Here is a 26,474-nt window from a genome sequence, read left to right on the forward strand (position 1 = left end):
TTTTCTATTGAAACGCTTTCAATAATTGTGTTGTACTTGGAAGGAAAGGGGTGGAGAGATACGATGGAATTACAGCAGGACTTGATTCCTCAGAAAAAAACAATCGGCGCTTTAGATCACGCCGTTTTTTTATGCATGGTATTTTGTTTCTGGTTTTCAGGCTATATTTACGTTCCTGTATTCAGTCTGTATTTGGAGGATCTGCACTTTTCATATGGCGCAATCGGCATCATTCTCGGCAGCTACGGGGTCACGCAAATCCTTCTGCGATTCCCGCTCGGCCTTTTGTCAGACATCCTGTTTTCCTTGCGCAAGCAATTGTTAATTGCCGGGTTCGGCTTTTCCGTCCTCAGCAGCCTGCTTTTTCTGATGTTTGATTCTTTCTTCTTCGTGCTGGCCGCCCGGCTTTTCGCGGGAATCACTGCTTCTACGTGGGTGATGGCGACCATTTTATACGCACATTATTTCAACAATGGCAATGCATCAAAAGCAATGGGCATCATGCAGTTTTTTACCGTCATGCCTCAGTTTGCCAGCATTGTGTTCTGCGGGCTCGCCGCAGCCCATTTAGGGAGGCAGGTTCCTTTTTGGATGGCGCTGGCAGCTTCTGCCGCAGGTCTGGTGATCTGCTGCTTTATTCAGGATCCGTCTGCTCCTCCCGCAAACCGTGGCACCATTCGTGTCAATCAGTACATCAAAGATACATTGCGGCTGCCAAAGCTGAAGCTTTTCACCATCCTGTCTATGACGGCCCATGCCGTATTATTTATCACAGTGTTTGGTTTTACGCCGCTTTACATGAATCAGCTCGGAATGGGCGACGCGGAGCTGCTTTGGGTGATGAGCGCCTTTTTCCTCCCACACGCAGCCGCCACATTAAGCTTTGTGTTTCTGCGCTTTACAAGCCGTATCGCTTACTCCGTGATGCTCATTAGTTTCGCTGTCACCGGGGTCTGTTTGCTATATGTTCCTTTTTTAGCTGCATTGTTCACGGTTTGCATCACACACGCCTGTATTGGGCTGGCGCTCGGCTTCGTTTTTCCTCTGCTGCTAAGCCATGTCGTCGAAATCAGTTCTGCCCGTTTAAAAATGTCAGTGATGGGGTTTTACCAATCATTTTATGCGCTAGGCATCTTCCTCGGGCCCCTTCTTGCCGGAAAAATCGCACAGCTTATCGGGCTTGCGGGAGTTTTTTATGGAGCCGGTTCTCTGGCATTTGCCGCCTTTTTTGTGATGCTCGCGCAAAAACGTAACATGATCAATTAATAGCTTTCATACCGCCGGAAGCGCCACACAGAAAACACGGCCAGAAGCATGATGCACAGAATGGAGAAAGTGAGTGACCATCCGAAAAAATCTGCCCGCTCTCCATGAAGAAGGATATGCTCCGCCTGCTTGCAAATCTCAGCCGGAAGCCACTTCGCACCATCTGGAAATAGTGAAACAGCAAAGGAAACGGCTGCTGTGAGCCCGATCCCGCAAGCCGCAGCTGCTCCGACAGACCGGAATATCGTACTTCCGGCAAGGCCGGCGGTCACAATAAATATCACCCAAAGAGCGTAAAGGCCAAGGCTTGCGGCAAAGCGGCTGAATGATGCGTCCTCAAACAGCAGCCGGACGTAATAGTAAGCAAGCCCGTATCCAGCTGCAAACGACATAATGCCGATCACGCTTTGGATGAGCCATTTACTCACGATATAATGGGCTGCCGTCACAGGCCGCGACATAATCAGCGCTGTTACCCCTTGATTTCTTTCATTGGCTACACTGCCCATCACGCTAAAGATGACCAGAGCCATGCCAAGCGTGTTGAATTGAGAAAGCGTGCTGACCATCACTTCAGACCCGGAGGGCATCGTAAAACTGATTTTCATGCCGTCAGGAAGGTTCCCTCCATGTGCGATGATTTCCGGCATATAATAAATGGTCAGCGGCTGTGTCAGCCCGACGATCATCATCGCAATCGGCAGCCAAATCAGCTTGCCGCTTTTCCATCCTTCCAGCCACTCCTTCTGCAATAGCGCCATCATCACCTTCATGCGTGCACCACCTTTAGATAGACGTCTTCTAGAGACTCCGTTTTCTGTTCAAAGCGGGTGACGGTCAATCCCTTTCGGATACAGTCACTTAATAATGACCGGCCAGCGTGTATATCAGGCAGCTCGAAAACCGCTTGGGACGGATTCTTATAGACAATAGCTGAGACGTAAGGCTTCTCTTCAAGCCAACCTTCCAGCTTCTCTTTCACTGAAAGGGTAAAAACGTTCGTTTGCTGCTGTTGTTTCAGCTCCTGTAACTCGCCTTTCCATGAAATCTCACCGTTTTTCATAATCACCACTTGATCACACACCTGTTCTGCATCGTGCAAAACATGTGTAGAAAACAGAACGGCCATATGCTTTTTCAGCTCCCGCATCATGTCCAGCACCTCGAACCGTCCTGTCGGATCAAGCGCAGACACCGGTTCATCCAATATCAAAAACTTCGGTTTATGGAGCAGTGCCTGTGCCAGACCGAGTCTTTGTTTCATGCCTCCTGAATAGCCCCCGATCCTTTTGTGCGCCGCTTCGTGCAAACCGACAAATTCCAGCATCTCGCCGATTTTCTCTTGGCATTTTCTCTTCGAAAGGCCGGACAGTCTCCCCGCAAATGTCAAAAATTCATTTGCGGTCATCCACGAATAAAAAGCAGGATACTGCGGGAGGTACCCAATCAAACGCCGATCCAGCTTTTTCTCTCCTAACAGCTTTATGGTTCCAGAGGTTGGCGAAAGCAGTCCGGCCAGCATTTGCAGAGTCGTGGTTTTGCCGGCTCCATTAGGTCCTAATAGTGCGACACACTCATTTTCATTCACGTGAAAACTGACATTCTTTACAGCTTCATGGTGCCTGTACGATTTGCATAATGATTCAATAGACAGCATATCGGCTTACCTTTGCTTTCTGCCGACGGTGAAAAATAAAATCGGCCCGATAATATTGATACATACGATGATTGCAGCCCACATCCACTTTGGCCCGTTCGTCCGCTCTTCTTTTATACAGCTGATAAGGGCAAACACCGCCAAAGCCAGCTGTAATACAATCAGCGGCAAAATCATTTCCCAAGAAATATTCATTGCTTGATCCCCCTTTTCTTCCGATCCGGCCTAATGACAAAAAAGTAATAACAAATCAGAGGCATCGGTGCTTGAATCAATCCGACAATCCCCCAAACCCATGCCATGTGATTACGTTTTTTCGCATCAATAAATAAAAAGATTCCCTGCGCCAATACGATGAGACAAGCCGCAACCGTTATGATAATTTCTGTTTGTGTCATCCGCGTTTCACCTCGCATTCGCCGAGATGCCTTTTTTTCTCAGCCGCAATCAAAATCGGCAGCACCGCAAGCACACAAACCTGAAGCACAATAAACACAGCAGGAGCTTGAGTGAAAGCTAAGATTGCAGCACTCACAACCATCAGCGCGCAGAATACAAATAAAATGATCTCTTGAAGAAGTTTTTTTCTGTATTCAGCTTTCATTTGTGACAGCTGGTGAAGCAGTTCTTTTTGATTCGGTATAGAGGGATTGGCTGTTTGATCAATTTTTTTCCATTCTGACTTTAAATGATCAGAAAGCTTTTCTTTATTCATCATCCCACTCCTTTCTGATTTGCTGGAGCCCTTTATGAACTCTGGACTTTACAGTGCCTTCTTTGATTTGAAGCATCACCCCGATTTCAGCGTAGGTATAGCCGTAGTAATGCCTTAATAAAACCGGTGTGCGCAGTTTAGGGTCCAGCTTTGAAAACAGATCGAGCGTTTCGCTCCACTCTGCCCCTTTCGCCGACACGTCCCACTTGATCTTGCGGATTGTTTCCTCCGTAACTGTCTGATTCCGTTTCCATTCTCTCTTTCTCTTTTTCTGGTGATCGAGATAGAGCCGCGATGCAATGGAGATCAGCCATGTGGAGAATTTTGAACGGCCCTGAAAGCTTCTTAAATGGATGTACCCTTTCAGAAAGGTTTCCTGAACAAGTTCCTCGCTGAGATCGGGGTGAAGGGAAAGCTTTAACAAGTATTTATATAAGAAAGAATAGTGATAGTGGAAAAGGGCTGTAAACGCCTCGTCGTTTCCCTCTTTCGCCTGCTGGATCAGCCGCTGTTCTTCTTGTGTATCCAATGACCGTGATCCCCCCTTTTTTGTTTTTCTGCCTTATGAGACGACACCGGATTCAAAAGCGTTCATCTTTTTTACAATTCTTTTCAGCCATTGACAGATCAGGCTTCCCGGCCGTTTGGCTGCATATCCTTATTTGTAAACCCCCTTATAGTCTGTTAAGCTATGACTTTATGTCGATTTCAAAAAAACATCCAATATGGAGGACGATGCATTGAAAGTAGAAAGGCGAACGATTGAATATATTCCGAATGAAGAAAGACATGGTAAAGCGAAAGATTTATTTCCCGTATGGTTCGGGGCTAATATGCATATCACCACGTTAGTGACCGGCACGATTCCCGTTGCAATGGGACTTAATCTGTTTTGGAGTGTTGCCGCTATTATTTGCGGAACCTTAATCGGTGCCATATTTATGGCTTCTCATTCCGCGCAAGGCCCTCAGCTAGGCATCCCGCAAATGATTCAAAGCCGTGCCCAATTCGGCGTAATCGGAGCGATTCTTCCCCTCTTCTTAGTCATGTTTATCTACCTTGGTTTCTTCGCAAGCAGCACGATTCTGGCGGCCGGAACCTTAAGCAGCTTTGTTCCCATCCCGGGATCATGGAGCATTATAGGCTTAAGTGCCGTATGTTTTTTACTCACCATTTTCGGCCATGATTTGATTCACAAAATGCAAAAAATCCTTTCTTGGACCTCTTTTGCTGTATTTTTTGCTGCAACGATTCTCATTTTTCAATTGCCGATTCCGGCAGGCAGCTGGATACCCGGAGCGATTGATCTGCCAATTTTCCTAGTGGCAGTCAGCGCAGTTGCGACGTGGCAGCTTGCCTACGCGCCGTATGTTGCCGATTATTCAAGATATCTGCCAGTTAAAACACCGGCTTCAAAAACATTTTGGTACAGCTATGCAGGTACATCTGTCAGCTCCATCTGGATGATGCTGCTCGGCGCATTGCTGACAACCTCACTTCCTGACTTTACGGCAAACTCAGGCAGCCAGATTGTCCAATTGTTCGGTCCCTTCTCGTTTATTATGCTGATCATTGTGCTATTTGGGCAAATGGCAATCAATGTTTTTAACCTGTATGGGGCTTTCATGTCCACGACAACAACGCTGGAGCCGTTTCTGAAATTAAAAGTCACGCCCAAAGTCAGAATCATCATGATCCTGGGTGTCACGCTTGTCGGCACAGTCTTAAGCCTACTGGGACAGAGCAATTTTATGGAACTGTTTTTGAATTTTATCTTTTTCATCAGTTATTTCTTAATTCCGTGGACGGCAATCAATTTAGTCGATTACTACTTCGTCCGCCACGGAAAGTATCAAGTCAAAGCCATGTTCGACGTAAACGGGCCTTATGGAAAGGTCAATTGGATCACCACAATTGCGTTCGTTCTGTCTATCTTGCTGGAAATTCCGTTTATCAACACAAGCTTTTACATCGGACCGCTTGCCAAAATGTTTGGCGGCGGAGACATCGCATGGATTATCGGCTTGGCCGTGCCTTCTGTGCTTTACTATGTATTAATGAAACCGCGTCTGAAAAAACGGGCGGGGTATCAAGAAAAGCTGTCTTCTCTCTGAAGACAGCTTTTTTATCATTCAAATCGTTTCCACACGCGGGGCAGGATGTCAGATAGCTCATGAGCGAGCAACGTATGAGCGGAGTGCTCGTCCGTCCAGAGCTCGGCGCACGCACCATGCAAATAGACCGCGTTTAATACGGCGTGCTTTGGATCTTCATGGCAGCAGAGCATCCCCAATATCATGCCCGTCAGCGTGTCACCGGTTCCGCCCTTGGCGAGCGCCCCGTTTCCGGTTGGATTGAGCCAGCAGTCTCCATCAGGAAACGCGATGACGGTTTGGTTTCCTTTTAACACAATGACAGTCTGCAGCTGAGCCGCCCATTCCTTTGCATATTCCGCTCTTTTTTTCTGCAATTCGTTCACGGGCACCCCTGTCATTCGGAAAAACTCGCCCGGGTGCGGCGTGAGGATGACGGGGCCCTCCCGTTTCGGATATGTGCGCTTCGCCAGCGCTCCGGCATCCAAAATAACAGGACAATCAGCCGTAAGCACATGATCGACTGCCTGCTGTACGCTTTCCGTTTGCGGAAGGCCCGGTCCGATGGCAATGGCCCGGTACGTCTCTTCAAGCTGAGCATCCGCCGCCTTTTTCCAGCCGTCACGCCAATAGGTCGCCTCGGGCAAAACAGGAACAATTAGCGGGATTACGTTTTCTGATGTACCGATGACAAGCTTGCCGAGACCGCTCCGCATGGCCCCAAGCCCTGCAAGCAGCGCTGCTCCCGGCATGTCGTCACTTCCAGCCAGCAGCAAAGCCGTACCGTACGTGCCTTTATGGCTCTCCGCATCTCTTTCAGGAAGCGTGGCCCTTACATGCTCTTCCGTCCAAAATGGAACATTCATCTCTATCCCTCCTCTGCTTTCTTTTCCTATTTTTCCTGTCCCTTTTCTTTTTCAAACAAAAAAGACAGCCTTTTAGGGCTGTCTTTTATTTTACAGGAACATCAAGGTGATACAGGCGGCGATATCGTTCGTTTGCCGCCAGCAGCTCCTCATGGGTTCCTTCCATTTCTGTTTTGCCGTTTTCGAGAAATACGATTTTATCGGCTGCTTCCACTCCCGCGAGATGGTGTGTAATCCATAAAATCGTTTTTCCTTTCAGCACCTCAAACACCGTTTCCATCAATTCACGTTCGGTAATAGGATCGAGGCCGACTGTTGGCTCATCGAGGATGATGATCGGTGTATCCTGCAGCAAAATCCTCGCAAGTGCGATCCGCTGGCGCTCTCCACCGGAAAAACGGATGCCGGTTTCTTGTACAGAGGTATGATATCCGTCAGGCAATGACTCAATGTAGTCATGCAGCTTGACCTGCTTTGCGGCGCGGCGCACATCCTCGTCGCTTGCTTCTCCGTTTCCGAGCCTGATGTTGTTCAAAATGCTTGTATCAAACAGGTGCGGTTTTTGATTTAACACGGCCACCGCATCCGCAATCTGATCCTTTAACAGCGCTGTCTCCACTCCGTTTAACGTCACAGAACCGGAGTCCGGTTTCAAGGCGCCTTCGATTAATGCAAGCGATGTTGATTTCCCAGAGCCGCTTCGGCCGAGCAGCGCCATTTTTTCTCCTTGGCGCAGCGTAAAGGAAAAGTTGTGCAGCACTTGGCTGCTGTTGTCATAAGAAAACGTCACATCACGAAAGGCCAAGGTGACATCTTGAAGATCGAGAATTTGATCCCCTGATTCAGTTTGTGACGCCTCCGGCTGAGGAGCCACATTGTTCATGCGTCTGATAGAATCCTGATAGCCCGGCACTTCGCCTAAGGCATCCGAAAGCGGCAAAAAGGCTTCCGTCAACGGAAACACCACTAGCACAAAAGCGGCAATCATCGTTTTAGCGAGCTCGCCGTCCGCTTGCTGTCCCGCTGTCCAAAACAGCATCAGCAAAATAAGGCCAGCGACAAGGCATTGCGCAGCAAAGTCCCGCCATCTTGTAAAGCGTTGTTTTTTCCGTTCAAGCTCAAACCAATCACGTTCCTCTTTTTCATAAGCATCAATAAAAGCATGCCGGCGTCCGCTGAACATCCAGTCGCTGACACCCATCACAGCATCTGTCAGACGGCTGTACAGCACATTCCGTCCGCTTTTCAGCTTCGCATTCTTCGCTCTCGTCACGAGCAAAGACACAACCGGAAACAATACAACAAGAACAAACAAATACAGCGCAAGCAATATGGCAAACGGCCAAGAGAAGAAGCCGAGCGCTATCACTGACACAGCATACAGGAGCAAGGCTGAGATCGCAGGAAAAATCGTTTTTAAGAAAGCATCCTGCAAATGCTCAATATCCTCAGACAAAATGCCGAGCATATCCCCCGTGCGAAAACGGGAACGCAGCATCAAAGCACCCGGCTCAAGCATATTGTAAAGGCGGACGCGCATGTCAGATACGATTTTCAAAATGATGTGATGGCCGACGAGCCGTTCCACATATCGCGACACAGAGCGCGCAATCCCAAAGGTGCGCACAGCGACAATCGGCACATAAATGAGCAGAATGTTTTCCGGCCTTGTCGCCGCTTTAGAAATCAAAAAACCTGAGGTGAACATGAGAAAAGCAGCAGAAAAAATCGTCACCGCACCCAAAAAGATAACCAGAACGAACAGGCGGGCATTTTGCTTGATATACGGCAAAATCCATTCTTCTTTCTTCATGCTCTTTCCCCCAGTTGTGCCTTCACGAGTTTGGTATACACACCGTTTTTCTCCAGCAGTTCATTGTGAGTCCCAATTTCCGCAACCCTGCCCCCGTCAAGCACGATAATTTCGTCCATATCGAGCATCCAGTGAAGGCGGTGAGTCGCGAGAAAGACGAGCTTATCCTCAAATAAATCCAGCATCGTTTCTTTTATTTCATATTCTGTTTCGATATCAAGATGGGCGGTCGGCTCATCCAGCAGCAGGATCGGACGGTTTCCCAAAAAGGCGCGGGCCAGCGCGACACGCTGTGCCTGGCCGCCGCTGAGCGCCCGGCCGCCTTCCCCGATCCGCCCCTCTAATCCGTCAGGAAGGTTGTTCACCAGCTCCGTCAGTCCCGCTGAGGCAGCAGCACGTGTTGTATCCTCTGCCGAAGCGCTTGGATGGTAGAAGCGAATGTTGTTGCCAAGCGTATCATCAAAAATGTACGGATGCTGGGGAATGTAAAGAAGGTTCTTCTGCCAGCTGCCGTCCTGCAAATGGGACCGGCTTGTACCATTAACCTCAATCATCCCGCCATCCGGCTCTAAAAATCCGCCGAGAATATCAATTAATGTTGATTTTCCGGCGCCGCTTGCACCGATAATGCCGATTTTTTTCTTGCCTTTGAATGAGAGATGAATATCAGACACCGAACGGCCGACTGACACGCCTGACAGCTTCAGCTCATCCTGATCGGACCAAGCTTCGAGCTGAAGCGGCGTCTCTTCTTTAAAACCAGGCTGCGACAAAATCTCTTGAATGGTTTTTCCTGCTTCCTGGCCGTTCAGCGTTGCATGATAATCATTCCCCACTTCCCGCACCGGCAAAAAATACTCAGGCGCCAGAATAAGCGCCGTTAAAGCAGGGCCAAGCAAAATATCGCCGTCAATGAGGCGCAGGCCCAGAAATACTGCGACTGTCGCCACCGACAGCATCGTGAAAAAATCGAGGGCGAATGATGACAAAAACGCCACCCGGAGTGTGCTCATCGTTGCCTTGCGATACCGCTCACTCACATAGAAAATATTTTTGCTGTGTGACTTGCTCAAACCTAGGAAACGCAATGTCTCCAGCCCGCGAAGAGAATCAACAAAATGATTGGAAAGTCTCTGATAGGATTTCCACTGACGATCCGCTTTTCTCTGCGCGACAAGGCCGAGGAGAATCATAAAGATGATCAGAATCGGCATAGCAGCGACTAAAATGATGGCTGATGTCCGATCCTGAAAAAACACATAAATGACAACTGCCGCAGGCACAATCGCCATGCTGACCATTTTCGGCAGAAACAGCTCCAGGTAGCGGCGGAACTGGCTGATGCCTTCCATCGCCAGCGTCACCATTTGCCCCGTCCCCTCTTTCTTTGCAAAGCGGGGGCCTAATCGGAACAGCTGATCAAGAAAACTTTTCCTCAAATCTGCTCCTGTCCGGGCGGCGTATTGATAGACGATTTTCTGTCGCGCCACCGTCATCCCGTGCCGGGCGATAAAAGCGATGAGGAAAAAGCCGATCACCGGTAAAAGGGAGGTAATGCCCTTCCCGTTGAACAGTCCGGTTACGGCCTCACTCAGCCACTCTGCCTGCATAATAATGGCGGCTGTCTGAATCAACGTTAAACAAGTAATCAAGGTGAGAATCCGCTTCATTCCTTTATATCGAAACAGGTCTTTTCCCATTAATAAGTCATAGGCTCCTTATGGCTGACGCGCTTCCGGAAGACATAATAGCTCCAGATCTGGCTGCCGATGACGAACGGCAATAGCGTTAATGCTGCAATTGACATGACTTTAAGCGAATAATCTCCAGAAGAAGCGTTAGCTACTGTTAAATCGTATGCGCTATGAAGCGAGCTGACCATTACACGAGGGAATAGGGAAATAAAGATCATTCCCACGGTCAGCGCCAGACCAGCGCCTGTCATCCCAAATGTCCAGCCGTCTTTTTTCTTACGAATAAATACAGCCGCGAGCATAAAGCAGATGACAATCAAAACAGCGAGCGGAATGGTAATCTCGCCGCGGCGTGTAAACATGTCTGTCTGATACGCAGAAAGGGCCGCGAAGGCAAGAACCGCTACAAAAACAACACCCATTATCTTTTGCGCCATTTTCCGGGCGCGGTTTTGCAAATCACCAATCGTACGCAGCGTGATAAACATTAATCCATGCTGGAAGCAAAGAAGCGTTACCGTCACACCGCCAAGTATAGAATATACATTGATATAATCAGATACATGTGCGTGAATGTTCATGTCGGCATCAATCGGCATCCCGCGGAATAATGTCGTGAACAGCACACCAAGCACAAACGGAGGAATTAGACTGCCGAAAAAAACGACCCAGTCCCAAACCTTTACCCATTTTAAATGATCCACCTTGCCGCGGAACTCAAACGCGACCCCGCGGCCCATTAACGCAAGCAGCACTATGACAAACGGAATGTAATAACCGCTCAGCATCGTTGCATACCAGTTTGGGAATGCCGCGAAAATGGCGCCTGCGCCAGTCAAAAGCCACACTTCATTCGCGTCCCAGAACGGCCCGATCGTGTTGATCAGCACTCTGCGTTCTAATTCATTATGGCCAAGAAAACGGGTCGCCATGCCGACCCCGAAATCAAAGCCTTCCAAAAAGAAGAATCCTACAAACAATACAGCAACGAGTATAAACCAAAGATCATGAAGAGATGCCATGGTATACCTCCTGACTAAATGGATCTGTTGATACAGGCACATCATGATGATTATCATGCTCCGCACCTTTTTTAATCTCACGGATAAACAAGAAGACAAGCAGTGCACCAAGAATCATGTACATCACACCGAATGCGATGATTGAGAATAACAAGGAACCCGCTGTTACGTTAGGCGACACAGATTGAGCGGTTGTCATTAACCCCATAACCGTCCAAGGCTGACGTCCGATTTCTGTCATAATCCAGCCCGCGGAGTTTGCAAGAAACGGGAAGGAAATCAACGCGATCATGATGCGCAAATACCATTTGCTGTTTTCAAGCTTTTTACGGCGGTTTAACCAAAGGCCGCCTAACGCAGCAAGAATCATGACAACACCTGCTCCTACCATGATGCGGAAGCTCCAGAATGTCGTTTTCACTGGCGGAATGTAGTCGCCTTTTCCGTATATTTTTTCGTACTCAGCCTGAAGGGTTTTCATCCCTTTGACACTTCCGCTGAATTTCTGATAAGCCAAGTAGCTCAAGGCATAAGGAACTTTGATTTCATTTGAGCTTTTTTCATTTTTTGTATCGATCGTCGCAAAAGCGGTCCAAGCAGCAGGGTCACCGCTGTCTTCCCATAGGCCTTCACTGGCAGCCATTTTCATCGGCTGTGATTCCATCAAGTGCTCAGCCTGCATGTGTCCGCTAAGGCCGACGCCAAGACCGGCACAAAGACCGACGATCATTGCGAGTTTAAAAGATTGCTTAAAGAACGGCACTTCTTTTTTCTTCAGCAGTTTAAAAGCACTCACTCCGGCAATAAAGAAAGCTCCAGTGGCAAGCGCACCGAAAATAACGTGCGGGAATTCAACCCAAAGCTGAGGGTTTGTAATCAACGCGCCAAAATCATTCATTTCCGCGCGGCCGTTTTTGATCGTAAAGCCGACCGGCTCCTGCATAAAGGAGTTTGCTGTTAAAATCCAGAAAGATGACATGATCGTTCCGAATGATACGAGCCATATGCAGAGCGCGTGAATTTTCTTCGGCAGGCGGTCCCAGCCAAAAATCCATAATCCGATAAAAATAGATTCCATGAAAAACGCCAATAATGCTTCAATCGCAAGCGGAGCGCCAAATACATCTCCGACAAAACGGGAGTAATCTGACCAGTTCAGTCCAAACTGGAATTCTTGCAAAATCCCCGTTACAACACCGACTGCGAAATTTATTAAGAATAAGTGTCCCCAAAACTTTGCCATTTTGAGATACAGCTCATTTTTCTTTACAAGATAAAGAGTCTCCATCAACGCAACCATAAACACAAGCCCGATAGACATCGGCACAAACAAGAAGTGAAACAACGTTGTTGATGCAAATTGTATGCGGGCTAATACCAATTCACTCATGCTTTCTCCTCCATTTCCGGTTAAAACTGTTAATTTGCTCACTACTTCACAAATAGAACCGAGACTTTGATCAGTAATTCACAAAATAGACGAAAAAAATATTGCTCAATATTTCACAAATGTGTCAAAAAGTCATCCAATATGATGCAAGATTGCCAGACTGACCAAATGACACAATCTCTGACTGGTTCATATTAAGTACTTTACAACGATTCATTTCAAAAATAAAGCCTAAAATACCTAAAAAGTCCCGCACTATGTGACGGATTTTTGTCTATTTTGTTGCTTATTTATGTCGGCTGCTAGGATAAATGACCCTTTATTATCGTACATCAACACATCGTTCCTTGCGAACAAAATGCTTGCCCCCGCCCCAGCACTCGAGTCTCAGCATTCCGTCTTAAACCGATTTTAGTCAGAATGCCTCTTTTCATTTGAACCGGTAAGAGGAGAAAAGTTGAATAGTAAATTTTTAATATATTAATAATTTCAATTTTTTAGTATACTTAACATAGTGAACAATTTCACTGCATCAAGAATAGGGGAGGTTTTTCAATGGGAGAGCTTCAAACACACATGCAATTGCAAACGGATACAATTCACGAAGGGGTTCGAAAAGAGAATTGGTTTGCGAAAGCCATGAATATAAAAGTAGGCATCATACCGCTTCCTGTGTATGCCTTGCTGTTTATATTAATCACTGTTTTTGTTATGCATCACGATGTAAAAAGTGACATTTTGACATCCATTGCCGTCATGGCGTTTTTCGGGTTTACCTTTGCCCAAATCGGCAAATCGATACCGATTGTTCGTTCTATCGGCGGCCCGGCCATCCTAGCTACTTTTATTCCGTCCGCTGTCGTGTACTATCACCTGCTGCCTAATGATATCGTCAAATCCACCACAGAATTTACAGAAAACTCAAACTTTCTATATTTGTTTATCGCCGGTATTGTCGTCGGAAGCATTCTCGGCATGAAAAGAGAAACACTCGTAAAAGCATTCATGAAAATCTTTATTCCGCTTATTGTCGGTTCTGTCACAGCCGCTATTGTCGGACTGGCTGTCGGGACATTGCTCGGACTCGGATTTCAGCATACCCTGCTGTACATTGTCATTCCGATCATGGCTGGAGGAGTCGGAGAAGGCGCTATCCCGCTGTCCATCGGATATTCTGACATCATGCCCATTTCTCAAGGGGAAGCGTTTGCACTTGTTCTGCCATCGATTATGCTGGGCAGCTTGTGCGCGATTATTCTAGCGGGATTGCTGAACCGAATCGGAAAGAAAAAACCGGAATGGACAGGCAACGGCAAAGTGGACCGCTCCGAAGAAGAGTCCCCTGCGCTGGAGGAATCTCAAAGCGGACAGCAAATGTTCAACCTTTCTTTATTTGCGTCAGGCGGTATCCTTGCTGTTTCTTTATACTTAGTCGGCATGCTCGCTCACGATTTTTTCGGTTTTCCGGCACCCGTTGCCATGCTGTTACTGGCTGTTCTAATCAAGCTGTTCAGATTGGTGCCTGCCTCAATTGAAAATGGCGCGTTTGGAGTGTCCCGCTTCTTTTCAACAGCTGTGACCTACCCGCTTCTCTTTGCGATTGGGGTATCCATGACGCCGTGGGACAAGCTTGTCGCCGCTTTTAACCTCAGCAATATTATCACGATTCTGTCTGTCGTTGTGACCATGATGGCCGTTGGCTTCTTCACTGGAAAATGGCTGAACATGTATCCGATTGAAACCGCCATTATTAATGCATGCCATTCTGGGCAAGGCGGCACGGGTGACGTTGCCATTTTAAGCGCCGCTGAAAGGCTTGAGCTAATGCCTTTCGCCCAGGTGTCTACCCGCATCGGGGGCGCGATTACAGTATCCTTAACCTTATTGCTGCTGCACCAGTTTTATTGATCCCCGCAAGCAAGTTCTTCGTCAAACGAAAGAGCTTGCTTTTTTGCATGTCCATGTTTTTGCAAGTTCCCATCCCATGCTATAGTAATAGTTGGAAATACTAGATAGAAAGGAATCTGGCATGCCTATGGGAACTCATCTATTTCTCTTTATGCTTCTCGGGCTGGGATTTTATTTGATATCAGCCCTAGCTGCAAAACTCATTCCGGCCATAGACTTCTGGATTGATATTGTTCTATGGGTCGGCGCTGCGGCTTACATCTTCTCTCATCTCTCATTCATGGACGGCATTGTCTCACTCGCGACAATGTTCTACTGCTATTGGACCGCAATGGATCTCATTGTTTCAGAGCGTGTGGAAAAACCTTCGGGAGACTGGCAGGAAATCGAGCTTGCCAAAAACAAAACACGCCTCCTGTCAGACATTACGCTGACCGCCATTGTGTTTGCAGGGGCTGTCATTTTTTTCATCTATGGACCTGACACAAGCCCTCTCAAATATGTGATCCTTCTCGGAATGATCTCCGGCGGAGGGGCACTTGTGAAGCGAATACTGAATGTTTTTAGCGTAAAGGTTTTTTATTCAGCAGCCTTAGAAAAATTGCATATCAGCTCACACTATGAAACCCGTACATACCCGCTTTCCGATTTGAAGAACATTCAGCTTGAATCAACAGCAGATCTCTTAAAGCTCCATCCGCTTCTGACGATGTATTCATCCCGTTTAGATTTGACAACAAGCTTTCAGCAAGTCATTAAACTGTCTCTTCCCGGCGAAACACTGTTTCTGACGGTGAAGGAACCGCAAAAATGGAAAACAATTCTTCAGGAATACACAGATGCAGAAAACAATGTGGACAATGTGATTTCTGTTTTGCCGTTTTATCATCGAAAAAATGTGAAGCGGCTGCTCGGTAAGCTTTATTTTGCCGCCAGCGTAAAAGGGGTATCCGCTTACGCCTTATTGGTGCTCGCGTTATACGCATTACACGCCTCTCCATGGGTCATGGCTGTTGCCGTAATCCTATATTGGGTATTCAACATGTATATGTCAGACCGTGTGTTGCGGGCGGCGATGGACGCCAAGTCTTGTCATCATCCGCATGTACAGGCCGCGGCCGATAAGATTTTCAGATCGGCCGGCATTTCCCATGTCCGCATATACGAAACGGAGAGTGATGATTACAACGGAATGGCAGTAGGCATGAATGTCGGGAGGTCAATGGTCATCCTGACAAGCGCCACACTAACACTTCCACAGCGTGTCATTGAAGGCATTCTGGCCCATGAGGCGATTCATATCAAAAAACGTGACGTTCTGTCATCACAGCTTTTGCGTTTTCTATATCTTGGAGCTGTCGTGGGGATTTTCCTCTTGTTTGAGCAGCATATCACCCATCCCGAGGCCCACAAAATTGCGCTTTGGGCTTTCATTATGGCAATCATTATCCTATTCCAGCTCTATCAATCCTTTTGTTCACAATGGATGGAGGTGCGTGCTGACAACCTTGGCGCATCATTGCTGGACGGCGGTTACAAACAAATGGCTGAAGCCTTGAGAATCTTGGCGGTTCGGCAAGATGAGGATATACAGAAACAAAGTGCCTATAGCTCTGAAGCAGGTGAAGACGAGCTTCAAATTGATTCTCTCACCCGTGATAAAAGCTGGTTTTTCAGATTGATTGATTTTCAGTTCGCTCCTCATCCTCCTATGTATTGGCGTGTCGGCACTTTATTGTCAAACAAAGGACATGGGGTGCTAAAGCGCTGGCTCAGAGACCGACTGAAAGAATCGATCACTTTGAAATGAAACCGGTCAGCGTTTCATCCGTATAACAGATATGGTGAAAAAAGGGAGTGACGCGAAGTGATTGTGATCATCTTATTGTTTATATCTATTATTGTTTTTCTTTCAGTCATTCAGCCGCAGCCCTCGAAAAACAAAAGCCGCCAGCAGGCGGACAGCGGGTATTTCGGTTATTCAGATCATAGCTCACACCATGATGGATGCAGCAGTGACGGAGGTTTCAGCGATTCCGGCTGTGGCGGCGGAGGGGGCGGCGATTAAACGCCGCCTTTTTTTATTTCATTGATTCGATGTACGCACCAAAAGCCGAGCCTGACATGCCTGGGGACACGCGCACACGATGGAGGGCATACATTCCCTGGTCTCTCGAAGCCGCGCCCGGTTCTGTCGTCACGCCCATTTGATAGCCTGTTTTTTCAGCGGCCTTCAGCGTCTCCTCATTGTAGCGCCCTACCGGATAGCTGATGATGGTGGTTTGCTGATGAAACATGTTGTCGAACAGCTTTTTCGAATCAGCCATCTCACTTTGCTGCTGTTGAGGCGTTAATCCGTTCAGCTCAAGGTGGTCAATCGTATGGCTTTCAATCGATATGCCGTGCTGTGCCATTTCCTTCATTTGTTCCTCTGTCAGATGGTGCTTATGTCCGATCGATTTGCCGATCATAAAAATCGTTGCCTTCATCCCGTACTTTTTCAGCACCGGATACGCATCTTGATAATTGTCGGTGTACCCGTCATCAAATGTGATCAGCACGCACTTCTCACTCGGTTTTTTATCCTGCGTCAGCATGAGAGATGCCTCTTTCGGCGTTAATGTCTGATAGCCGTTATCATGAAGCCACTTCATATGCGCCTCGAATTCTTTCTTTGGCACACGGAGGCTGTTTCCTGAAGAAATGCTGTGGTACATCAAAATCGGCAGCTTTGCCGGTTTCTCTGTTTTGATCCATGCGGATGTATCGTCTTCTTTTTTCTGAACTTGTACTGCCTTTTTTTCCGGTTTCTTTTGTTCCGCTTTTGGCATCGGCTGCTCTGCATTCGCCTCTTGATCAGCACAAGCCGCAAGAGCCAAACAGCTGCCCAAAAGAAAGATGCTTAAAAACAATCGTTTCATCGTTCTCCTGCTTTCTGTCTATTTCTTCCTCCTTTTTCATCGGTTTGATTCTGAGATTTTCAATAGCAAAAAACCGGACATGTCTCCATGTCCGGTTTTTTTGATCTTATCGGATTCTCACTTCTGTCTCACTGTCAAAGAAATGGCCTTTATTCATATCAAATGCAACCGTCAGCTCATCGCCCGATTGAATATCGAGGCGGGCGTCGATCCGCGCAATAAAGTCTTGGTTGTCTATCTGCGAATAAATCATAATTTCAGAACCGAGCAGCTCTGCAACATTAATTTTCGCCTTAATCGAAGAGTTCTTATATGATTCCACGACAATCAATTCATCATGTATATCCTCAGGACGGATGCCGAAGATGACCTCTTTGCCGATGTAGCCTTTTTCACGCAGCACTTTCATTTTTCCTTCCGGGACGGTTAATGCCGCAGAACCGATTTTGATTAAGCCATCCGTGAGCTTTCCTTTGAAAAAATTCATCGCCGGTGATCCGATAAACCCGCCGACAAAGACGTTTTCAGGGAATTCATATACATCCTTCGGCGTCCCGATCTGCTGAATTTTCCCATCTTTCATGACTACAATCCGTGTCGCCATTGTCAGCGCTTCTGTCTGGTCATGCGTCACATAAATCGTTGTAGTCTGCAATCTCTGGTGGAGCTTAATGATTTCCGCCCGCATTTGCACCCTCAGCTTCGCGTCCAGGTTTGACAAAGGCTCATCCATCAGGAACACCTTTGCATCCCGCACGATTGCCCGGCCCAGCGCAACCCGCTGTCTCTGTCCGCCTGACAGCGCTTTCGGTTTACGGTGCAAATATTCCTCAAGCCCGAGAATTTTAGCGGCTTCTTCGACTCTTTTTTTGATTTCAGGCTTCGGCATTTTCCGAAGCTTGAGCCCGAACGCGATATTATCGTAGACCGTCATATGCGGATAAAGCGCGTAGTTCTGAAATACCATCGCGATATCCCTGTCCTTTGGCGCTACATCATTGACCCGTTTTCCTTCAATATAAAAATCACCTTTCGAAATTTCTTCAAGTCCTGCGACCATTCGCAGCGTCGTTGATTTCCCGCAGCCGGACGGGCCGACGAATACGATAAATTCCTTATCGGCAATATGAAGGTTAAAGTCATCAACCGCCGGTTCCTTCTGATCATAAAATTTATAAATGTGCTCCATCCGCAATTCAGCCATCTAACATCCCCCTTTGTTATTGTAAACGCTTTCTTATATTGAGTGTAACAGCAATTCCCTCTCGCTAAAATGGGCAGCGTTCATAAAATCACCCAGCCATTTTTCGTGCATATTTCCAATTTATTCTGAACTTTCATTTTGCAGGCAGATAAAATAGGCAAGAAGCGCGCCTTTGTACGATTTGATATCTATCCCTGACCGCTCAATAAATTTATCAATCCGATATTGCAGGCTGTTGCGATGCAGATGCAGCTTTTTCGCTGTTAATGTGACGTTTGAGTTGTTTTCAATAAACAGCTTAATGGTCTTCCTTAGCTCAGATTCACTTCCAAATAAAAGCTCAGCTTCTTCAGAGAGCAGTGTTTCCAGTTTTTCTTTTTCTGTTTCTAATAATAGAAAAGGAAAGATCATCTCAAAGGTCACACTCTGCACCTGAGGCAGCCGTTTTTCAGCAAACAGGAAATACGCCTGTTCACGAGCGTAATGTTTTCGCAGACACTCATCCGGCTCGTAAAATCTTCCGGCGTAAAAACGGACACTGAAGTAGAAATCACTTTCAAGAACCTTAGCGAGCGATTCCAGTTCGTCCTTCTCCGCCGCCGCTTCACTTTCCTGCTCGACAATCACACCTCTGTCCTCATGGATCCACACAATCACAAAAGACACCGGCCAAAAATGGCGAACCGCTTCCGTAAAGGACGTCCTTTCTATTTTGCCGAATAAATGAAAGTGAACAAATCTCGTCCGTTTCTTTATATACGCCGGCAATTCCCCTCTGGAAAAAAGGAACGAAAACCACTTGTTTTCCTCAGGTGATTTCATAGACAGTTGATTGCCCTCATCCGCAGGCGTCAAAAATGACTGCAGCACCAATACTTCTTTTTCACTGATCTCTGTTTTCGGAATGGAGATATATCTCTGATTGCTCTCATCAAAAAAACATAGACAGCCTTCCCTTATGCAAAGCTCCTCAGACACAATCGAACCGGGATAAATAGCCAGCAGCGATTTCATAGAGTCTCCTCTCTTATGTAAGGATCTGTATATTCAGTATAAGGCGAAACACACATGTTCTCCACTAAAAAAGAGTATATCCGGTATAGATAGACGAGAAACTGAAAGGGAAACCTCATTCGTTTACATATTGGCTTCAGCGGAAATAGAAGAAGACATGCAGGACCAAAGGAGGGTCATCTTATGAGTTTCGAAACGTTAAACAAAAGTTTTATCAACGGAAAATGGACTGGGGGAGAAAGCGGACGTACGGAGGACATTTTGAATCCGTATGACCAGTCTGTGATCACAACAGCATCTTTGGCAACGGGCAAACAGCTTGAGGATGCGTTTGACATTGCACAGAAAGCCCAAAAAGAGTGGGCCAAGAGCACGACGGAAGACCGAAAAGCCGTGCTGCAAAAAGCGCGCGGCTATTTACACGAAAACCGTGATGACATCATTATGATGATCGCCCGCGAAACTGGCGGAACGATCATTAAATCAACAATCGAGCTGGAACAAACGATTGCGATTTTAGATGAAGCCATGACGTATACTGGTGAATTAGGCGGCGTCAAAGAGGTGCCATCCGACATTGAAGGGAAAACCAATAAGATTTACCGCCTTCCGCTAGGTGTCATTTCATCGATTTCTCCATTTAATTTCCCAATGAATCTATCCATGAGATCCATTGCGCCCGCAATTGCGCTGGGTAACAGCGTTGTTCACAAGCCTGATATCCAAACTGCTATTTCCGGCGGGACCATCATTGCGAAAGCGTTTGAACACGCCGGTCTTCCTGCCGGTGTCCTTAACGTCATGCTGACGGATGTAAAGGAAATCGGGGACGGCATGCTCACCAATCCAATCCCGAGATTAATCAGCTTTACAGGGTCAACAGCAGTCGGGCGCCACATCGGTGAAATCGCCGGTCGCGCCTTCAAACGAATGGCACTTGAGCTCGGCGGCAACAATCCATTTGCCGTTCTTTCAGATGCGGATGTCGATCGTGCTGTGGATGCCGCGATTTTCGGAAAATTTATTCACCAGGGACAAATCTGTATGATTATCAACAGGATCATCGTTCATCAAGATGTATACGATGAGTTTGTAGAAAAATTCACCGCCCGTGTCAAACAGCTTCCGTACGGCGATCAAACCGATCCGAAAACCGTTGTCGGCCCGCTGATCAACGAGCGCCAAATCGAGAAAGCGCTGGAGATCATTGAGCAGGCAAAGACAGACGGCATTGAGCTTGCGGTTGAAGGAAAACGCGTCGGAAACGTGCTGACGCCGTACGTCTTTGTCGGTGCGGACAACAACAGCAAAATTGCCCAAACGGAGCTGTTTGCCCCAATCGCAACCATTATTAAAGCTGGCAGCGACCAGGAAGCGATTGACATGGCAAATGATACTGAATACGGCCTCAGCTCTGCGGTTTTCACTTCTGATTTAGAAAAAGGCGAAAAGTTCGCCCTGCAAATTGACAGCGGCATGACCCATGTCAACGACCAGTCCGTCAATGATTCGCCGAATATTGCCTTTGGCGGAAACAAAGCAAGCGGTGTCGGCCGTTTCGGCAATCCGTGGGTCGTCGAGGAATTTACCGTGACGAAATGGATTTCGATACAGAAGCAATACCGCAAATATCCGTTCTAAATGAAAAAATCCCTCTGTTTCAAGTACAGAGGGATTTTTCTTTATTTAGATATATCCACAAACCCTTCGCCAAACACATCGCGTACGTCATGTACGATCACAAACGCTTTTTTGTCGCAGCTTCTAATGATTTTTTTCAGCATAGACAGCTCCTGTTTGTTAATGACGATATACAAAATCTCTTTTGACTGGCCCGTATAATTTCCCTTCCCTGATAAAATCGTCACGCCCCGATCCATCAAGGTATTTACCTGCTCTGCAATCTCACTCTTATTTTCTGAAATGACCGTAATGGCTTTTTTCGTATTCAAACCTTCAATAATGAAGTCCATCACTTTGGTACCGATATACAGCATCACGATCGTAAACATCATTTTTTCTGCACCAATAATAAAATAAGAGCTAAATACTACGATTAAATCAAAAAACAAGAGTGCATAGCTGATATTCCAGTCTAAATATTTATTAGCAATTCTGGCCAGAATCGCGGAACCGGCCGTCGTCCCGCCGACCCGGATAATCATGCCGATCCCGACTCCGGCAAATACACCTGCGAAAATCGTATTAATGATCAATTCATCAGACGGAATGCTCCACCCATGTGTCAGATGAAGAAAAAGCGAATTTGCCGCAACCGCAATGATCGTATAAACCGTTGTTTTTCCATCAAGAAACTTGTAGCCGATTAAAAGCAAAAACGCATTTAAGATAAAGTTCGTGACACCAGGAGACCATTGAAACAGATAATACAAAATCAGCGTAATCCCAGTGACTCCGCCTTCCCCAAGATCATTGGGAATCGCAAATAAATTAACCGCAAGCGCGAAGAAAAAAGCGCCAATCACAAGCATAAGTACATCCAGCATTCTCTTTTTCATCACGAAAACACTCCTTTTCATTGTTCTGTTCTAGCAAATAAAAAAACCCAGGAGAACGCTCTCGAAAAAGAGCAGAAACTCCTGGGCTTTTATCCCACCGTGTCATAACAGCCAAGCTGCTATGTGTTTTCTCTCGGTCACAGTCCAATTTGCATTGCGGAACCCTAGAAAACCACTGTTTTTATCATATCCTTTTCACTTTCCAATATTAGCATTATAAGGGACGGTTCGAATTGGTTCAAGGGGTATTTGCGGAGTTTTCATCAGATAAGCTGGAAAAAAATACGATTTATCTATTAAAAAAGAACAGATATAACCGATAAGAAAAAAAGCATATATTTTACAAGCGAATGTAACTATAAATGATAATAATTATAAGAAATTCATAATTTTATATTGACTAAGAGAAATAATATAGGCATTATAGTACATATGTTTCGTACATTTTATTACATAGGAGGAAATATAATGGCAGGAAAACTAGTACCCTGTAAAGCTTGCGGTCAAGAAATTGCAAAGGGTGTAAAAAAATGTCCTAACTGCGGTAAGGATCAACGTAACTTTTTTATGCGACATAAAATCATTACGTTTATTCTCGCAGTTGTTGTCATCATTATTATCGGTAATATGATTGGCGGCGGAGGCGGCTCAGAAGCCACTTCCAAAACATCAAGCAGCAGCAAAGCAGAAACTGAAAAAACATACAATATCGGTGATACCGTAAAAACTGAAAAAACTGAAGTGACGGTTACGAAGGTAGAGGACAGAGATACTGTCGGTACTCAATATGTTGAAAAGAAAGCATCTGAGGGAGGTACAATTGTAGCTGTTCAATATACAATTAAAAACGTATCTAAAAAGCCGATTAGCTCTTTTTCAATTCCAACTGTTAAATTAGTTGATGCTGATGGTACTTCTTATGATTCTGATATTGATGCTTCTGTAAACTATGCAACTGAGACAAAAGTTGATAACTCTAAAATTTTGAGTGATCTAAATCCTAATATTAAAGTAACAGGTGTAAAAGCATTTGAAGTTGACAAGGAAGCTTATGCAAAAGGCACTTGGAAACTAAAATTCAGTAATGATGTTATTGTGAAAATCAAATAACAGCTAACAAGGGTGCCTGTTTAGGCACCCTTGTTCTTTAAAAAAGGCCTTCTCAATTGAGAAGGCCTCCATTCTTATTCCGCACTCTTATACCCATTCACATTAGAAGACTGCCATCTCCAGGAATCAGCACACATTTCCTCAAGGCCGCGTTTCGCTTCCCAGCCTAGTTCTCGCTTGGCTTTCGCAGGATCTGCAAAGCATGTGGCGATGTCTCCCGGACGGCGGTCCGCAAAACGGTATGGAACCTCTTTCCCTGACACTTTTTCAAAGGCTTTGACCATTTCCAGCACGCTGTAGCCTGTGCCTGTTCCAAGGTTGTATGCATCGGCTCCTGTAGAGTTCAATACTTTTTCCAGCGCCTTGACGTGGCCTTCTGCGAGATCAACGACGTGAATATAATCGCGTACGCCTGTCCCGTCTTTTGTCGGATAGTCATTTCCGAATACGCTTAATTGCTCGAGCTTCCCGACTGCTACCTGTGCCACATACGGCATAAGGTTATTTGGGATTCCGTTCGGGTCTTCACCGATCCGTCCGCTTGGATGCGCGCCGAACGGGTTAAAGTAACGAAGCAGCGCAACGCTCCACTCATTGTCGGCTGTATGCAAATCACGCAATATTTGTTCAAGCATGAGCTTCGTCTGCCCATAAGGATTTGTCGCGCCTAATGGAAAGTCTTCCGTAATCGGCGATGTTTCCGGAACGCCGTATACTGTCGCAGATGAACTGAATACGATTTTCTTGACGCCGTATTTCTCCATGGCCTCGCATAAAATAAACGTTCCTGTCAAATTGTTATGATAATATTTGAGGGGAATCGCCACAGATTCGCCGACTGCTTTTAACCCTGCAAAATGAATCACAGCTTCGATTTCATTTTCAGCAAAAACGGAATCTACCGCTTCCCGGTCCAATAAATCCGCTTCGTAGAACGTTAAATCTTTTCCTGTAATCTCCTTGACACGGTTCAGCGCTTCAGCTGAACTGTTGGACAGATTATCAAGAACAACAATCTCGTAGCCGCTGTTCAATAGTTCAACACATGTGTGGCTGCCAATGTAACCGGCACCGCCAGTAACAAGTATTGCCATGATGTAAACCCTCCTAAAAAATGACCTGTTTTCATTATATAGTGTTTAGAACCGGTCCACATCCATTTTTAAGAAGTTTAATCGTTTATTAATAGTTTTTTCATATTTTTTAGCTTAAACCCTTGCCAGCAATTCGATAGAGGTTTCAGCAAGAATGTGCTCTTTCATTTCTTGATAGAGCTCATTCAAGTAAAAGCCCGGCTGAAGATTCAGCTCAGCATCTAAAGCATAGACCGTCAATGTATACGCATGATCCTTGTCAGGCGGTGTCGGCCCGCAATACTGGTGAATCACCTTTGGATCGTTGCTTCCCGCAAGCGGTGAAGCAAAGCTGTTTTGCCCTTGTATCATCAAGTCCTGTCTTTCCTCACTCGCATGTTCAGGAAGCTCTCCGATGTAAGCCGGAATATTAGCCGCTGTCCAGTGAATCCAGCTGAATCCGCATACGGGAATGGCGTCATGATCGATGAAAGTAAGTGCGAGCGTCTTTGCTCCGGACGGGATGTCATCAAAATGAATTGGAAAGGATACAAATGGGTTTCCTTCTCTCTTATATTTTTCATCCGCGTATTTTGAATACTTGTCATGTAAATATGGATTTGCTTCTACGTATATGTTCATATGAATCCCTCTCTCTATTTTCTCGTTCTATAGGTATACTAAACGAATCGATGTATAATCAGTGATAAACAAATACGCATGTAAACGTAACAATTTGTTATGGATAACTTGCAGTGAAGGAGATATTTCATGGATTTAAAATGGCTGCAAACCTTTATTGCCGCAGCGGAATCAGAGAGCTTCAGGGAGGCGGCTGAGCATCTGTATCTCACACAGCCTGCCGTTTCTCAGCATATGAGGAAATTGGAAGATGAACTGGACATGAGGTTGTTTTTGCATAGCGGAAGACGAGTCGTACTGACTGACGAAGGCAGGCTCTTTTTGCCTTATGCCAAAGAAATGATCCATGTTTACCAAGCTGGAAAGCAGAAAGTCAGTCAATGGAAACAGGGGTACAGCCGATCACTCACGCTGGCCGTACACCCCTACATTGCGTCCTATATCTTGCCTCGCTTTCTGCCAGCCTATATCCAAAAACATCCGCATGTCGAGCTTTCAACTCATGTGGCTGGATCTGACGCTATTAAACAAGCGGTGGAACACAATGAAGCTGATATTGGTTTGTCGCGGAAAGACCCGAACACCAACACTCTTTATTATCAGCATATATGCGAAGGTACGCTTTGTCTGGCGGCTCCTTTCCAAGAAAGCAGACCGGATGCTGCATCCGTCTTAACCCGCTATCGGCTGCTAACGCATGATCATCCGTCATATGGGGATGCCTTTTTAGATAACATCCGATCACATTACCCGTATCTTCAAATGATGGCTGTCGGGCAGACGGATACGGCTGTCCACATGATGAAAGCGGGAATGGGGGCATCTTTCCTCCCTACCTACATTATCAAACAGGAAGAAGCCGAAAAAAAGCTGATGGCTGTCAGCACGCCTGCACATCTAGAATTGCCTGCGTCCCAAACGTTTATGATGTGGAAAAGAAACAGCGAAGACATTCAGCATTTTCACGCCATGTTACATGACTTTATGCAGCGCGAACAAGTATAGAGCTGAAAAATCAATCTGCCGGTTGACGTTTTTCTTTCCTATTTTCGCTATGCTTAATGCAGAAAGGATTTGATGACATGGCGATGAGCCCTTATATTTTTATTGTATTGATTCTTATTATTTTATCGATGTATCGAGAAAGAACGGTAAAGCCCGGGAAGTTGCTGATCATTCCACTGTTGCTCTTATGGGGCGTATCTGCATCGTTTCAGCCGGCGTATTTTCATTCCGTATTACATGTGGCGATCAGCGGCATTTTATTACTGATCGGGCTGGCCTGCGGGTTTGGCATTGGGAAGATGGTAAATGTACGGATTCACCCGGAAACCGGAAAGGTCACTTCACGCGGCTCACTTGGGAGTGTTATCCTCATTCTAGTGATACTTTCTTTGCGCATGGCCGCGAGAACATGGCTGCCTGAGAGCAACGAGATGTTTATTGCCATTATTCATTCTATGTTCTTCGTTCCCCTCGGCACCATCACAGCCCGCAACATCATGCTTTACAAAGCATACAGACGACTGACCGCTGGCAAAGTATCCATTCAATAACCGAAAGAAGG

General features: G+C 46.2%; 26 protein-coding genes and 1 other RNA gene. 9 read left to right on the forward strand and 18 right to left on the reverse strand.

What is annotated here, in order from left to right:
• The first annotated feature begins 63 nt into the window (after positions 1 to 63).
• A complete protein-coding gene (gene yxlH, locus BSU_38640; RefSeq protein ID NP_391743.1) occupies positions 64 to 1,266 on the forward strand; it encodes a putative transporter in 1,203 nt (400 codons plus the stop codon).
• Here yxlH and yxlG read toward each other — a convergent pair.
• From yxlG to sigY, 6 genes are read right to left on the reverse strand one after another with little or no spacing between them, the layout of a single operon-like run.
• Positions 1,263 to 2,039 carry a putative ABC-transporter (permease) gene (yxlG, locus tag BSU_38650; protein ID NP_391744.2) on the reverse strand — a complete coding sequence of 259 codons (777 nt, stop codon included), beginning with the start codon at positions 2,037 to 2,039 and terminating at the stop codon, positions 1,263 to 1,265. The genes yxlH and yxlG overlap by 4 nt on opposite strands.
• Entirely contained in the window at positions 2,036 to 2,923 is an 888-nt protein-coding gene (yxlF, locus tag BSU_38660) for a putative ABC transporter component (ATP-binding protein) (RefSeq protein ID NP_391745.1), read from the reverse strand. Before yxlF ends, yxlG begins: the two co-directional genes overlap by 4 nt.
• Before the next feature lie 6 nt (positions 2,924 to 2,929).
• Positions 2,930 to 3,118 carry a negative regulator of sigma-Y activity gene (yxlE, locus tag BSU_38670; RefSeq protein ID NP_391746.1) on the reverse strand — a complete coding sequence of 63 codons (189 nt, stop codon included), beginning with the start codon at positions 3,116 to 3,118 and terminating at the stop codon, positions 2,930 to 2,932.
• Complete coding sequence (gene yxlD, locus BSU_38680) at positions 3,115 to 3,321, reverse strand: putative sigma-Y antisigma factor component (protein NP_391747.1); 207 nt, start codon at positions 3,319 to 3,321, stop codon at positions 3,115 to 3,117. Before yxlD ends, yxlE begins: the two co-directional genes overlap by 4 nt.
• Complete coding sequence (gene yxlC, locus BSU_38690; RefSeq protein ID NP_391748.1) at positions 3,318 to 3,638, reverse strand: sigma-Y antisigma factor; 321 nt, start codon at positions 3,636 to 3,638, stop codon at positions 3,318 to 3,320. The genes yxlD and yxlC overlap by 4 nt, the downstream gene beginning before the upstream one ends.
• Positions 3,631 to 4,167 carry an RNA polymerase ECF (extracytoplasmic function)-type sigma factor (sigma-Y) gene (sigY, locus tag BSU_38700; protein NP_391749.1) on the reverse strand — a complete coding sequence of 179 codons (537 nt, stop codon included), beginning with the start codon at positions 4,165 to 4,167 and terminating at the stop codon, positions 3,631 to 3,633. Before sigY ends, yxlC begins: the two co-directional genes overlap by 8 nt.
• Positions 4,168 to 4,378: 211 nt before the next feature.
• Between sigY and yxlA the strand changes: the two genes are divergently transcribed.
• Complete coding sequence (gene yxlA / locus BSU_38710) at positions 4,379 to 5,752, forward strand: putative purine-cytosine (pyridoxine) permease (RefSeq protein NP_391750.1); 1,374 nt, start codon at positions 4,379 to 4,381, stop codon at positions 5,750 to 5,752.
• Between the two features lie 14 nt (positions 5,753 to 5,766).
• Here yxlA and nnrA read toward each other — a convergent pair whose 3' ends face one another.
• From nnrA to cydA, 5 genes are all read right to left on the reverse strand, one after another.
• Complete coding sequence (nnrA, locus tag BSU_38720; protein NP_391751.1) at positions 5,767 to 6,597, reverse strand: NAD(P)H dehydratase; 831 nt, start codon at positions 6,595 to 6,597, stop codon at positions 5,767 to 5,769.
• An 85-nt stretch (positions 6,598 to 6,682) separates the two neighbouring features.
• Entirely contained in the window at positions 6,683 to 8,410 is a 1,728-nt protein-coding gene (gene cydD, locus BSU_38730; protein ID NP_391752.1) for an ABC membrane transporter (ATP-binding protein) required for cytochrome bb' function (reductant efflux pump), read from the reverse strand.
• Entirely contained in the window at positions 8,407 to 10,110 is a 1,704-nt protein-coding gene (cydC, locus tag BSU_38740) for an ABC membrane transporter (ATP-binding protein) required for cytochrome bb' function (reductant efflux pump) (protein ID NP_391753.1), read from the reverse strand. The genes cydD and cydC overlap by 4 nt, the downstream gene beginning before the upstream one ends.
• Positions 10,110 to 11,126: a cytochrome bb' ubiquinol oxidase (subunit II) gene (gene cydB / locus BSU_38750; protein NP_391754.1), complete on the reverse strand. Its 1,017-nt coding sequence runs from the start codon at positions 11,124 to 11,126 to the stop codon at positions 10,110 to 10,112. Before cydB ends, cydC begins: the two co-directional genes overlap by 1 nt.
• On the reverse strand, positions 11,110 to 12,516 hold the full coding sequence (gene cydA, locus BSU_38760; RefSeq protein ID NP_391755.1) for a cytochrome bb' ubiquinol oxidase (subunit I): 1,407 nt from the start codon (positions 12,514 to 12,516) through the stop codon (positions 11,110 to 11,112). Before cydA ends, cydB begins: the two co-directional genes overlap by 17 nt.
• A gap of 555 nt (positions 12,517 to 13,071) precedes the next feature.
• Between cydA and cimH the strand changes: the two genes are divergently transcribed.
• The 3 genes from cimH to yxzE all read left to right on the forward strand — a co-directional run bounded on the left by cimH (position 13,072) and on the right by yxzE (position 16,492).
• Positions 13,072 to 14,424: a citrate/malate/H+ symporter gene (gene cimH / locus BSU_38770; RefSeq protein ID NP_391756.1), complete on the forward strand. Its 1,353-nt coding sequence runs from the start codon at positions 13,072 to 13,074 to the stop codon at positions 14,422 to 14,424.
• 121 nt (positions 14,425 to 14,545) lie between these two features.
• Positions 14,546 to 16,234 (forward strand): putative membrane protease, encoded by a 1,689-nt coding sequence (yxkI, locus tag BSU_38780; protein NP_391757.1) that lies wholly within the window; start codon positions 14,546 to 14,548, stop codon positions 16,232 to 16,234.
• A gap of 57 nt (positions 16,235 to 16,291) precedes the next feature.
• A complete protein-coding gene (gene yxzE, locus BSU_38790) occupies positions 16,292 to 16,492 on the forward strand; it encodes a putative bacteriocin (RefSeq protein NP_391758.1) in 201 nt (66 codons plus the stop codon).
• Positions 16,493 to 16,505: 13 nt separating this feature from the next.
• Here yxzE and yxkH read toward each other — a convergent pair whose 3' ends face one another.
• From yxkH to yxkF, 3 genes are all read right to left on the reverse strand, one after another.
• Complete coding sequence (gene yxkH, locus BSU_38800; RefSeq protein ID NP_391759.1) at positions 16,506 to 17,345, reverse strand: putative exported polysaccharide deacetylase, lipoprotein; 840 nt, start codon at positions 17,343 to 17,345, stop codon at positions 16,506 to 16,508.
• Between the two features lie 106 nt (positions 17,346 to 17,451).
• Positions 17,452 to 18,549, reverse strand: a complete 1,098-nt coding sequence (gene msmX, locus BSU_38810) for a multiple sugar (maltodextrins) transporter ATP-binding protein (protein NP_391760.1) — start codon at positions 18,547 to 18,549, stop codon at positions 17,452 to 17,454.
• Between the two features lie 120 nt (positions 18,550 to 18,669).
• Positions 18,670 to 19,563 (reverse strand): transcriptional regulator (regulates yxkF-msmX expression), encoded by an 894-nt coding sequence (yxkF, locus tag BSU_38820; protein ID NP_391761.1) that lies wholly within the window; start codon positions 19,561 to 19,563, stop codon positions 18,670 to 18,672.
• Positions 19,564 to 19,746: 183 nt separating this feature from the next.
• On the opposite strand from yxkF, the gene aldY reads away from it, so the two are divergent.
• Entirely contained in the window at positions 19,747 to 21,204 is a 1,458-nt protein-coding gene (gene aldY, locus BSU_38830) for a putative aldehyde dehydrogenase (protein NP_391762.1), read from the forward strand.
• Between the two features lie 41 nt (positions 21,205 to 21,245).
• Here aldY and gdnE read toward each other — a convergent pair whose 3' ends face one another.
• Both gdnE and gdwB read right to left on the reverse strand, forming a co-directional pair.
• The gene (gene gdnE / locus BSU_38840; RefSeq protein ID NP_391763.1) at positions 21,246 to 22,082 is read right to left on the reverse strand and encodes a guanidinium exporter; all 837 of its coding nucleotides are present in this window, start codon (positions 22,080 to 22,082) and stop codon (positions 21,246 to 21,248) included.
• Positions 22,083 to 22,158: 76 nt separating this feature from the next.
• Positions 22,159 to 22,261: guanidine riboswitch (type I) (gene gdwB / locus BSU_misc_RNA_60), an RNA gene on the reverse strand.
• 388 nt (positions 22,262 to 22,649) lie between these two features.
• Between gdwB and yxkC the strand changes: the two genes are divergently transcribed.
• On the forward strand, positions 22,650 to 23,192 hold the full coding sequence (gene yxkC / locus BSU_38850; protein NP_391764.2) for a hypothetical protein: 543 nt from the start codon (positions 22,650 to 22,652) through the stop codon (positions 23,190 to 23,192).
• A 74-nt stretch (positions 23,193 to 23,266) separates the two neighbouring features.
• Here yxkC and galE read toward each other — a convergent pair whose 3' ends face one another.
• Positions 23,267 to 24,286 (reverse strand): UDP-glucose 4-epimerase, encoded by a 1,020-nt coding sequence (gene galE, locus BSU_38860; RefSeq protein NP_391765.1) that lies wholly within the window; start codon positions 24,284 to 24,286, stop codon positions 23,267 to 23,269.
• A 114-nt stretch (positions 24,287 to 24,400) separates the two neighbouring features.
• Positions 24,401 to 24,907 (reverse strand): putative phospholipid binding protein, encoded by a 507-nt coding sequence (gene yxkA / locus BSU_38870; protein ID NP_391766.1) that lies wholly within the window; start codon positions 24,905 to 24,907, stop codon positions 24,401 to 24,403.
• A gap of 129 nt (positions 24,908 to 25,036) precedes the next feature.
• On the opposite strand from yxkA, the gene yxjO reads away from it, so the two are divergent.
• Together yxjO and yxjN are read left to right on the forward strand one after the other, a co-directional pair.
• Positions 25,037 to 25,912, forward strand: a complete 876-nt coding sequence (gene yxjO, locus BSU_38880) for a putative transcriptional regulator (LysR family) (protein ID NP_391767.1) — start codon at positions 25,037 to 25,039, stop codon at positions 25,910 to 25,912.
• 77 nt (positions 25,913 to 25,989) lie between these two features.
• On the forward strand, positions 25,990 to 26,463 hold the full coding sequence (gene yxjN, locus BSU_38890) for a putative integral inner membrane protein of unknown function (RefSeq protein NP_391768.1): 474 nt from the start codon (positions 25,990 to 25,992) through the stop codon (positions 26,461 to 26,463).
• Positions 26,464 to 26,474: the final 11 nt, after the last annotated feature.

Source organism: Bacillus subtilis subsp. subtilis str. 168, from assembly GCF_000009045.1.
Lineage (GTDB): Bacteria > Bacillota > Bacilli > Bacillales > Bacillaceae > Bacillus > Bacillus subtilis.

What these genes read in the sequence shown, in the direction of transcription:
- cimH (NP_391756.1), top strand. Translation starts at nt 13,072, where the DNA reads ATGGGAGAGCTTCAAACACACATGCAATTGCAAACGGATACAATTCAC.
- nnrA (NP_391751.1), bottom strand. Translation starts at nt 6,597, where the DNA reads ATGAATGTTCCATTTTGGACGGAAGAGCATGTAAGGGCCACGCTTCCT.
- galE (NP_391765.1), bottom strand. Translation starts at nt 24,286, where the DNA reads ATGGCAATACTTGTTACTGGCGGTGCCGGTTACATTGGCAGCCACACA.
- aldY (NP_391762.1), top strand. Translation starts at nt 19,747, where the DNA reads ATGAGTTTCGAAACGTTAAACAAAAGTTTTATCAACGGAAAATGGACT.
- yxlC (NP_391748.1), bottom strand. Translation starts at nt 3,638, where the DNA reads ATGAATAAAGAAAAGCTTTCTGATCATTTAAAGTCAGAATGGAAAAAA.
- yxjO (NP_391767.1), top strand. Translation starts at nt 25,037, where the DNA reads ATGGATTTAAAATGGCTGCAAACCTTTATTGCCGCAGCGGAATCAGAG.
- yxlE (NP_391746.1), bottom strand. Translation starts at nt 3,118, where the DNA reads ATGAATATTTCTTGGGAAATGATTTTGCCGCTGATTGTATTACAGCTG.
- cydC (NP_391753.1), bottom strand. Translation starts at nt 10,110, where the DNA reads ATGGGAAAAGACCTGTTTCGATATAAAGGAATGAAGCGGATTCTCACC.
- yxkF (NP_391761.1), bottom strand. Translation starts at nt 19,563, where the DNA reads ATGAAATCGCTGCTGGCTATTTATCCCGGTTCGATTGTGTCTGAGGAG.
- gdnE (NP_391763.1), bottom strand. Translation starts at nt 22,082, where the DNA reads ATGAAAAAGAGAATGCTGGATGTACTTATGCTTGTGATTGGCGCTTTT.
- yxlG (NP_391744.2), bottom strand. Translation starts at nt 2,039, where the DNA reads ATGAAGGTGATGATGGCGCTATTGCAGAAGGAGTGGCTGGAAGGATGG.
- yxlH (NP_391743.1), top strand. Translation starts at nt 64, where the DNA reads ATGGAATTACAGCAGGACTTGATTCCTCAGAAAAAAACAATCGGCGCT.
- yxlD (NP_391747.1), bottom strand. Translation starts at nt 3,321, where the DNA reads ATGACACAAACAGAAATTATCATAACGGTTGCGGCTTGTCTCATCGTA.
- yxlF (NP_391745.1), bottom strand. Translation starts at nt 2,923, where the DNA reads ATGCTGTCTATTGAATCATTATGCAAATCGTACAGGCACCATGAAGCT.
- cydB (NP_391754.1), bottom strand. Translation starts at nt 11,126, where the DNA reads ATGGCATCTCTTCATGATCTTTGGTTTATACTCGTTGCTGTATTGTTT.
- yxkI (NP_391757.1), top strand. Translation starts at nt 14,546, where the DNA reads ATGCCTATGGGAACTCATCTATTTCTCTTTATGCTTCTCGGGCTGGGA.
- cydA (NP_391755.1), bottom strand. Translation starts at nt 12,516, where the DNA reads ATGAGTGAATTGGTATTAGCCCGCATACAATTTGCATCAACAACGTTG.
- yxkA (NP_391766.1), bottom strand. Translation starts at nt 24,907, where the DNA reads ATGAACATATACGTAGAAGCAAATCCATATTTACATGACAAGTATTCA.
- yxkC (NP_391764.2), top strand. Translation starts at nt 22,650, where the DNA reads ATGCGACATAAAATCATTACGTTTATTCTCGCAGTTGTTGTCATCATT.
- yxjN (NP_391768.1), top strand. Translation starts at nt 25,990, where the DNA reads ATGGCGATGAGCCCTTATATTTTTATTGTATTGATTCTTATTATTTTA.
- cydD (NP_391752.1), bottom strand. Translation starts at nt 8,410, where the DNA reads ATGAAGAAAGAAGAATGGATTTTGCCGTATATCAAGCAAAATGCCCGC.
- msmX (NP_391760.1), bottom strand. Translation starts at nt 18,549, where the DNA reads ATGGCTGAATTGCGGATGGAGCACATTTATAAATTTTATGATCAGAAG.
- yxkH (NP_391759.1), bottom strand. Translation starts at nt 17,345, where the DNA reads ATGAAACGATTGTTTTTAAGCATCTTTCTTTTGGGCAGCTGTTTGGCT.